Annotated in this window: 8 protein-coding genes; 7 read left to right on the top strand and 1 reads right to left on the bottom strand. The window is 65.8% G+C overall.

Translation table 11 applies throughout. From position 1 onward, the window contains the following. Positions 1-8 precede the first annotated feature (8 nt). Positions 9-452, bottom strand: a complete 444-nt coding sequence (locus tag AB7O82_RS08120) for a MarR family winged helix-turn-helix transcriptional regulator (protein WP_428619164.1) — start codon at positions 450-452, stop codon at positions 9-11. A 166-nt stretch (positions 453-618) separates the two neighbouring features. Between AB7O82_RS08120 and AB7O82_RS08115 the strand changes: the two genes are divergently transcribed. The 7 genes from AB7O82_RS08115 to AB7O82_RS08085 form a co-directional block, all read left to right on the top strand. Then, complete coding sequence (locus tag AB7O82_RS08115; protein WP_428619161.1) at positions 619-1,758, top strand: substrate-binding domain-containing protein; 1,140 nt, start codon at positions 619-621, stop codon at positions 1,756-1,758. A 204-nt stretch (positions 1,759-1,962) separates the two neighbouring features. Continuing rightward, positions 1,963-2,169, top strand: coding sequence for a hypothetical protein (locus tag AB7O82_RS08110; protein ID WP_428537518.1), 207 nt, complete (start codon positions 1,963-1,965; stop codon positions 2,167-2,169). Between the two features lie 354 nt (positions 2,170-2,523). Beyond that, complete coding sequence (locus tag AB7O82_RS08105; protein ID WP_428537515.1) at positions 2,524-3,381, top strand: branched-chain amino acid ABC transporter permease; 858 nt, start codon at positions 2,524-2,526, stop codon at positions 3,379-3,381. Between the two features lie 2 nt (positions 3,382-3,383). Then, positions 3,384-4,625: a substrate-binding protein gene (locus AB7O82_RS08100; RefSeq protein WP_428619158.1), complete on the top strand. Its 1,242-nt coding sequence runs from the start codon at positions 3,384-3,386 to the stop codon at positions 4,623-4,625. Further along, complete coding sequence (locus AB7O82_RS08095; RefSeq protein WP_428537510.1) at positions 4,619-5,686, top strand: branched-chain amino acid ABC transporter permease; 1,068 nt, start codon at positions 4,619-4,621, stop codon at positions 5,684-5,686. Before AB7O82_RS08100 ends, AB7O82_RS08095 begins: the two co-directional genes overlap by 7 nt. Positions 5,687-5,694: 8 nt before the next feature. Continuing rightward, positions 5,695-6,429: an ABC transporter ATP-binding protein gene (locus AB7O82_RS08090; RefSeq protein ID WP_428537508.1), complete on the top strand. Its 735-nt coding sequence runs from the start codon at positions 5,695-5,697 to the stop codon at positions 6,427-6,429. Next, positions 6,422-7,074: ABC transporter ATP-binding protein (locus tag AB7O82_RS08085; RefSeq protein ID WP_428619155.1), on the top strand; the 653-nt coding region annotated here is incomplete at its 3' end. The genes AB7O82_RS08090 and AB7O82_RS08085, both read left to right, overlap by 8 nt.

The raw sequence follows: 7,074 nt of genomic DNA, 5'->3' as shown, positions 1-7,074 counted from the left end.
AGTTGGAGTCAGCCGGCGCGTTCGATCAGGGTTTCCAGCAATCGCTTGAGCTGCGCCGTCGCCTTGTCGCCGTAGCTGTTGACGATGTGGGCTTCCTGGTCGAGCGCCAGGGGAGCGAGCTTGCGCGCCAGCGCCTTGCCGCGGTCGGAGCAGAAGATCAGGACCTTGCGCCGGTCGGCCGGGTCGGAGATGCGATAGACCAGCGAGTCGGCGACCATTCGGTCGATGGTCTTGGTGAGAGTCGGGTGATTGAGCAGGGCGGTCTCGGCGAGCTCGCCCATCGAGCGCCCATTGCCGTCGGACAGGAGCTTGAGGATGCGCCATTGCTCCACCGGAACGCCTTCCGACCGCAGGCGGGCATCGAGCTGGCGGTTGATCTCGCGGTTGGCCTGGGCCAGCAGGTAGGCGAGGTGCAGCGTGATCGGTGAGTCGGCGGAGGACGAATCGGACACTTGGCTATCCCGGCGGCGAGAGCGCGTCGACACGAACGCCGCGTCTATATGACTGTGAACTATTGAAAATTCAACTTTCTATCCGGGGGACGGGGAGAGCGGGCTAGGATCGACGTTTCGGGACCGCTCGTTTGGCCTCAGTATGGAAGCCAGGGAGGAGAAACCAATGGATTGCTCGACGGCGAGCCTCCTGGGCGTGCCACGCGAGGTTCCGTACGCGGTTCTGCACGAGCGCCCGCCGGCTCGCGGGAGAGGCAGCAGCGCGAAACTGCGCATTGCCCATTTCATTGGCCTGACCGGAACGGCCGGCATCTGGGGGCCGTCCGCCGTCAACAGCGCCCTCCTGGCGGCAACCGAGATCAACGCCCGGGGCGGCATCCTCGGGCGGGAGATCGAACTCAGCGTGCACGACACCGGCGCTCCCTTGACGGATCTCGAGAGCGAAGCCCGCGACTTGGTCGAACTCGACGACGCGGACCTCGTCCTCGGGGCCCACACGAGTGCCGTCCGCGTGGCCTTGCGCGACATCTTCTCGGGCCGGGTGCCCTACATCTATACGCCGATCTACGAGGGCGGCGAGCGGACTCCCGGCGTGCTCGCCATCGGCGAGACGCCGCCGCGCCAGGCCCGGCCGGCCATCGCCTGGCTGGCCGAGCGCAAGCGGGCAGAGCGCTGGTACCTGATCGGCAGCGACTACGTGTGGCCGTGGCTCTCCCATCGTTCGGTCAAGCGCTACATTGCGGAGGCTGGCGGCCAGGTAGTCGGCGAGGATTTCGTGGCGCTCGGCGAGCAGGATCACGACGGCTACCTGGCCCGCATCGAGGCGGCGCGCCCAGACGTCGTCTTCATCTCCCTGATCGGGCTCGATGGCATCATGTTCAATCGGTCGTTCGCCGAGCATGGCCTGTCGGGGCGAATGCTGCGGCTGGCCAATTGCGTGGACGAAACCGTGTTGCTGGGGATCGGCGCCGACAAGACCGAGAATCTCTATGCGGCGTCCGGCTATTTCGTCGATCCGGCCAATGCTGCCGGCGAAGCCTTCCGCGAAGCCTATCACCATGTCTTTGGCGCGTGTGCGCCGGTGCCCGGCGCAACGGCGCAGTCGAGCTACGAGGGCCTGTGCTGCCTCGAAGCGTTGGCCCGTCGGGCGGGATCCCTGGATGCGCGAGCGCTTGCAGCGGCGGCCGAGGGCGCGGTCTATCACGGGGGCCGTGGCCCGGTCGGTCTTCACCGCCAGCGTGCCGAGATGCCGATCTATCTCGGCGAAGCTCAGGGCTTCGACTTTCGGGTCATGGCGAAATTCTGACCCATATTTCCTTCCCAGCTCCGGTGCAGCAAAGCTCGGGAGGGAATGACGATGTCGGCGCAGTAGGACAGGACCAGGGTGGCTCGAGTCTCGGCTTCTCTGTTTCGGCTGAGCGGGCTTGACGTCGCGCAAATCTCGCCTAGCTTGGCAAGAGCTGGCGACGGTTCGTTGCCGGCGACTGCGCAGCATCAGGGAGGATGGATAATGCGCAAGCCTGCGGCTGTGGCCGATTGGGAATCGTTCGGCCAGGAGATACCCAGCAAGAAGGCGAGCGCTCGCGTCGCCGCACCGCGCGAGGTGATCGAGGACGCTACGGAATTCGTCGTGTCGGCGAGCGAGACTGACGCAAAACGCCAGGCTGACGCAAAAACCGCGGTCGACATCCGTTTTGCGTCACTCGCAAGTGCTTGATTCCGAAGGGCACTGACGCAAATGACGCAAAAGACGCAAAATCGGACCGTGAAAAGTTTCCGTCGTTCTCACTGAAGACCCCCAGCGCGCGCGGCGTGCGCCATGATGCTGAGAAGATCGTGGGGGTGCCCGCCCCGATCTTCATAGGAGCCGGCTGTGGTGCCACGCATAGAGCGAGCCCGCGACAATGACGGCCGTGCCGAGGATCGCCCACTCGTCCGGGAAAGTAGCTTTGGGAGCACGCTGAGCCTCCTTAGCCTCGTCGGCGCAAAGATAAAATAATTGAAACACGAAATGTTTCTGTTTTAACTATCTCGATCGACCGTCGATTGCCGGCGTTCGCGCGGGGAGGTCATGGGCATAGAAGTCAAGCTCGCGTTCGACCTGCTCGCCTTCATCTCGGTGATGGTGCTGATCGTGCTCGGGCTGGGGATCATCGCCAGCATGATGGGCATCTTCAACTTCGCCCACGGCGAGTTCGTGCTGCTCGGCGCCTACACGGTCTACCTCTTCGAGAGTGGCGGCCTGTCGTCGTGGGCGGGCATCGTGGCAGCGCCGGTCGTGCTGGCGGTGATCGGGCTGGTGCTCGAGCGCCTGGTCATCCGCCGGTTCTACGCCGCGCCCATCATCGCCATGCTCGGGACCTACGCGGTCGGCTTGGTGATCCGCGAGATCGTGCGCGGCCTGCTGGGCGGCCACTACAAGTCGATTTCCGAGCCGTTGCCCGGCGTGTTCACGCTGTTCGGCATCGATTTCTCGGCCTGGCGGACGGTGATCGTGTTGACGACGATCTGCATCATTGCCGGCACCTGGCTCTTCCTCGCCCGCACCTCGGTCGGCCTGCAGATCCGCGGCTCGCTCGAGAACCCCAACCTGGCGCGCGCCTGCGGCATCTCGACCTCGAAGCTCTACGCATTCACTTTCGCCTTCGGTGCCGCGCTGGCCGGGCTGGCCGGCGCGCTGATCGTCCCGCTCTACCAGCTCTCGGCCGACATCGGCACGCGCTTCCTCGTCCAGGCATTCCTGTCGGTCATGCTGGGCGGCGTCGGCACCTTCGAGGGGCCGGTGCTGGGAGCAGCGGCGGTCGGCGGAATGGCGGCGGGACTGCCGTGGCTGGTTATTCCGGTGCTGGCCGATCCGCTGGTGTTCATCATCGCGCTGGCGATCGTGAAGTTCCGTCCGCAGGGATTCATCACACAGGGGAGGCTCTGACCATGAGCGACAGCATCAATCGAGACCAACTGCAGCTCGGCCGCCGTCGGCTGCTCGGCGCCGGCGCGCTCGGCGCGGCGGGCTGGATCGCCGGAGGCGGCGGCTGGATGCTGGCGCCGAAGGGCGCCTTCGCCGCCGATCCGATCAAGATGGGCATCGCCACCGACATCACCGGCGCCATTGCCCCGTCGGGCAATGCCAACTGGCAGGTCGCGCAGTTCACCGTCGAGCAGATCAACAAGGCGGGGGGCATCGGCGGGCGACCGATCGAGCTCTTTCTCGAGGACACCGCGTCCGATCCGAAGATCGCCGTCGGCAACGTCCGCAAGCTGATCCAGGACCGCAAGGTAAACGTCGTGCTGGGCGGCATCACCTCGGCGATGCGCCAGGCGATCAAGGACCCGATCGTCAATCGCGGCCGCACGCTCTACATATATCCGCAGCTCTACGAAGGGCAGGAGTGCACCAAGCACCTCTACTGCACCGGCCCGACGCCGGCCCAGCAGTGCGACAAGCTGATCCCCTACATCATCAAGACGCTGGGCAAGAAGCGCTTCGCCATGCCGTCGGCCAACTATGTCTGGCCGCAGCTTCTCAACAAGTACGCGCGCAAGGTCATCGAGGCCAATGGCGGCGAGGTGGTGTTCGAGGAGTACTACCCGCTCGATCAGCCGGAGTATTCGGCGACGATCGGCAAGATCCGCGACGGCAAGGTCGACTGCGTGTTCAACACCGTGATCCCGCCGGGCCTGCAGCCGTTCGTCAAGCAGCTCTACGAATCGGGCTTCCAGAAGAACGGTGGCGTGCTGAGCTGCGTCTACTACGACGAGAACCTGCTCAACTACCATCCGGCGCAGGAGATGGAGAACCTCTACAGCTGCCTCGACTACTACCAGTCCCTGAACGACCCCTTCAGCAAGCAGCTTCAGGTCGACTACATGAAGAAGTTCCCCGACACCAAGTACCTGTTCACGGCGGGCTCGGCGGCGACCGGCATGTACAGGGGCATCAAGTTCTACGAGGCCGCGGTCAAGGCGACCAAGGGCGACCTGTCGCGCGAGGCCGTCTCCGCGGCGATGGACAAGGCCAAGATCGAGCAGGGACCGGGCGGCGGCGCCGAGATGGTTCCCGGCAAGATGCACTGCAAGATGAACATGTACATCGCGCAGTGCAAAGTCGACGCCGGCAAGACGCGCTACGACATCATCGAAAGCGACAAGATGGTCGATCCCAAGGAATGCTGACCGAAGCAGGCTCTGGACTCGGGACCGCAGAGAGCAGCGCCGAAAAGCCGCGGCAGGCAGAGCGCAAGCGGGCGTTCCGCCGCGTGCTGCCGATCGTCGAGGGCGTGGCGTTGCTGCTCGCGCTGGCGGCGCCGATCATGCTCGGCGAGCGGACCGACCTGATCACGCTGTTCACCAACGTGCTGATCCTGTCGCTGCTCGCGATCAGCTTCGACCTGTGCTGGGGCCTGTCCGGAATCATGAGCTTCGGCCAGGCGCTGTTCTTCGGCGTGGCCGGCTACGTCATCGCGCTGGTGGGGCGTGATCTCGGCTTCAGCGAACTGTGGGGCACGCTACCGCTCGCCATGCTGGTTGGCCTGCTGCTGTCGGGACTGTTCGCTGCGTTCCTGCTGCTCGGTCGCAAGCCGCCGACCAGCATCTTCGTGGCGCTCGGAACGCTCACTGGGTCGTACGCCGCCGAGCGCCTCGTGTCGGGCTGGCAATATGTCGGCGCGGGCAATGGCCTCTCCGCGGTGAAGCTCCTCAAGATCGGCGACTACGAGTTCGTCGAAGGCACGGCGTTCTACTCGCTGGCGCTCGCCATCCTGCTGCTGGTCTATAGCGGCGCCCGATTCCTGAAACAGTCTCAGCTCGGCCTGGTGCTGGCGGGCATGCGCCAGAACGAGGAGCGGCTGGCCTTCTTCGGCTACCGGGTGCAGCTCTTCAAGGCGTTGGTCTTTTCGCTCGCCGGCATGGTCGCGGGGCTCGGCGGTGCGCTCTACAGCTACCACCAGGGCTTCATCGGGCCGGGCAACATGGGGCCGGGGCTGTCGACCGCCGCGGTCATCTACTGCCTGTTCGGGGGCTCCGGCACCCTGATCGGGCCGATCCTGGGTACCGCGGTGGTCGAGATCCTGACCTACGTCCTGGCCGACCAGGCGGCCATCAAGGCCATCTGGCCGGTCATTCTCGGCCTGGTCCTGCTGGTCGTTGTGATGTTCCAGCCCAAGGGCATCCTCGGCCTGTTCATGTCCGACCGCGAGCGCATCGGCTCCTACGGCCGGCGCCGGCGTGACGGGTAGGGACGATCGTGGCGCTGCTCGAGATCCGCGGACTGCGCAAGACGTTCCGCACGTTGCGGGCGCTCGACGGCGTCGACGTCGACGTGCAGGCTGGCACCTTCCACGGGCTGATCGGCCCCAACGGCTCGGGCAAGAGCACGCTTCTCAAGGCCATTGCCGGCGACCATGTCGCCGACGCGGGCACCATCGCCTTCGACGGCCGCGACATCACGCGGGCCACGCCCTACGAGCGGGCGCGCGCGGGCCTCAGCCTGAAATTCCAGATCACCGCCGTGCTGCCGGAACTGTCGGTCTACGACAATGTCCTGCTGGCGAGGCAATCCGGCGAAAGCCTGGCAAAGCTCCTGATGTCGTCGTCGCGGCGCCGGCTCGACGGCGAGATCGGCGCTCTGCTGGAGAAGTTCCGGCTGATCGACCGCGCCGACGATCTGGCCGGCGAGCTAAGCCACGGTCAGCAGCAATGGCTGGAGATCGCCATGGCCCTGGCGCTGTCGCCGAAACTGCTGCTGCTCGACGAGCCGACGGGCGGCATGAGTCCGGAAGAGCGCCGTGCCACCGGTCGGCTGCTCGAGCCGATCAAGGCGCATTGCACGCTGATCATCGTCGAGCACGACCTGCATTTCATTCGCGACATCTGCGATCACCTGACGGTGCTCGACCAGGGCAGGGTGCTCGACCAGGGCGACGTCGAGACCATCCAGCGCTCGCCCAAGGTCCAGCAGGTGTTCACGACCCGTGTCTGACGCAGCCCTCCTGCAGGTCGATGGCCTCAGCGCCGGCTATGGTCGCAGCCAGGTGTTGTTCGGCGTGTCGATAGCCGCGCCGGCGCGCGGTGCGATCGCCCTGCTGGGACGCAACGGCGCCGGCAAGTCGACGCTGCTCAAGACCCTGTTCGGCGAGCTGAAGCCGATGGCCGGCACGATCCGACTCGACGGCCAGGCCGTCGACGGCGAGCCGGCCGAACGCCGGGTGCGACGCGGCATCGGCTACGTGCCGCAGGAACACGGCATCTTCGCCAAGCTCACGGTGCGCGAGAACCTGCTGCTGGGTTCGATCCGCCAGCGCGATCGCGCCGGCCTGGACTACGTCCTCGATTTCTTTCCCAAGCTGGCGCAGCGTCTCGGCCAGACGGCCGGCACGCTGTCGGGTGGCGAGCGCAAGATGCTGGCGATCGGCCGCGCCCTGCTCGGCCGTCCCAAGCTACTGATGCTCGACGAGCCTACCGAGGGTGTGTGGGTCGGGGTGATCGAGGAGATTGCCGAGCGGCTGAAGCAGCTGTCGCGCGAGATGTCGCTGATCCTGGTCGAGCAGCACATCGAGCTGGCGCTCGAGGTCGCCCAGCACGCCTACGTCATGGACCGCGGGCACATCGCCCTCGACGGCCCCGC

It is taken from the genome of Reyranella sp., assembly GCF_050185545.1.
Lineage (GTDB): Bacteria > Pseudomonadota > Alphaproteobacteria > Reyranellales > Reyranellaceae > Reyranella.
Note: the sequence above shows the minus strand (reverse complement) of the source record. Positions and strands in the feature narration are given on the sequence as shown.

Coding starts and splice junctions, on each gene's coding strand:
- AB7O82_RS08100 (WP_428619158.1), top strand. CDS start 3,384: ATGAGCGACAGCATCAATCGAGACCAACTGCAGCTCGGCCGCCGTCGG.
- AB7O82_RS08110 (WP_428537518.1), top strand. CDS start 1,963: ATGCGCAAGCCTGCGGCTGTGGCCGATTGGGAATCGTTCGGCCAGGAG.
- AB7O82_RS08095 (WP_428537510.1), top strand. CDS start 4,619: ATGCTGACCGAAGCAGGCTCTGGACTCGGGACCGCAGAGAGCAGCGCC.
- AB7O82_RS08115 (WP_428619161.1), top strand. CDS start 619: ATGGATTGCTCGACGGCGAGCCTCCTGGGCGTGCCACGCGAGGTTCCG.
- AB7O82_RS08105 (WP_428537515.1), top strand. CDS start 2,524: ATGGGCATAGAAGTCAAGCTCGCGTTCGACCTGCTCGCCTTCATCTCG.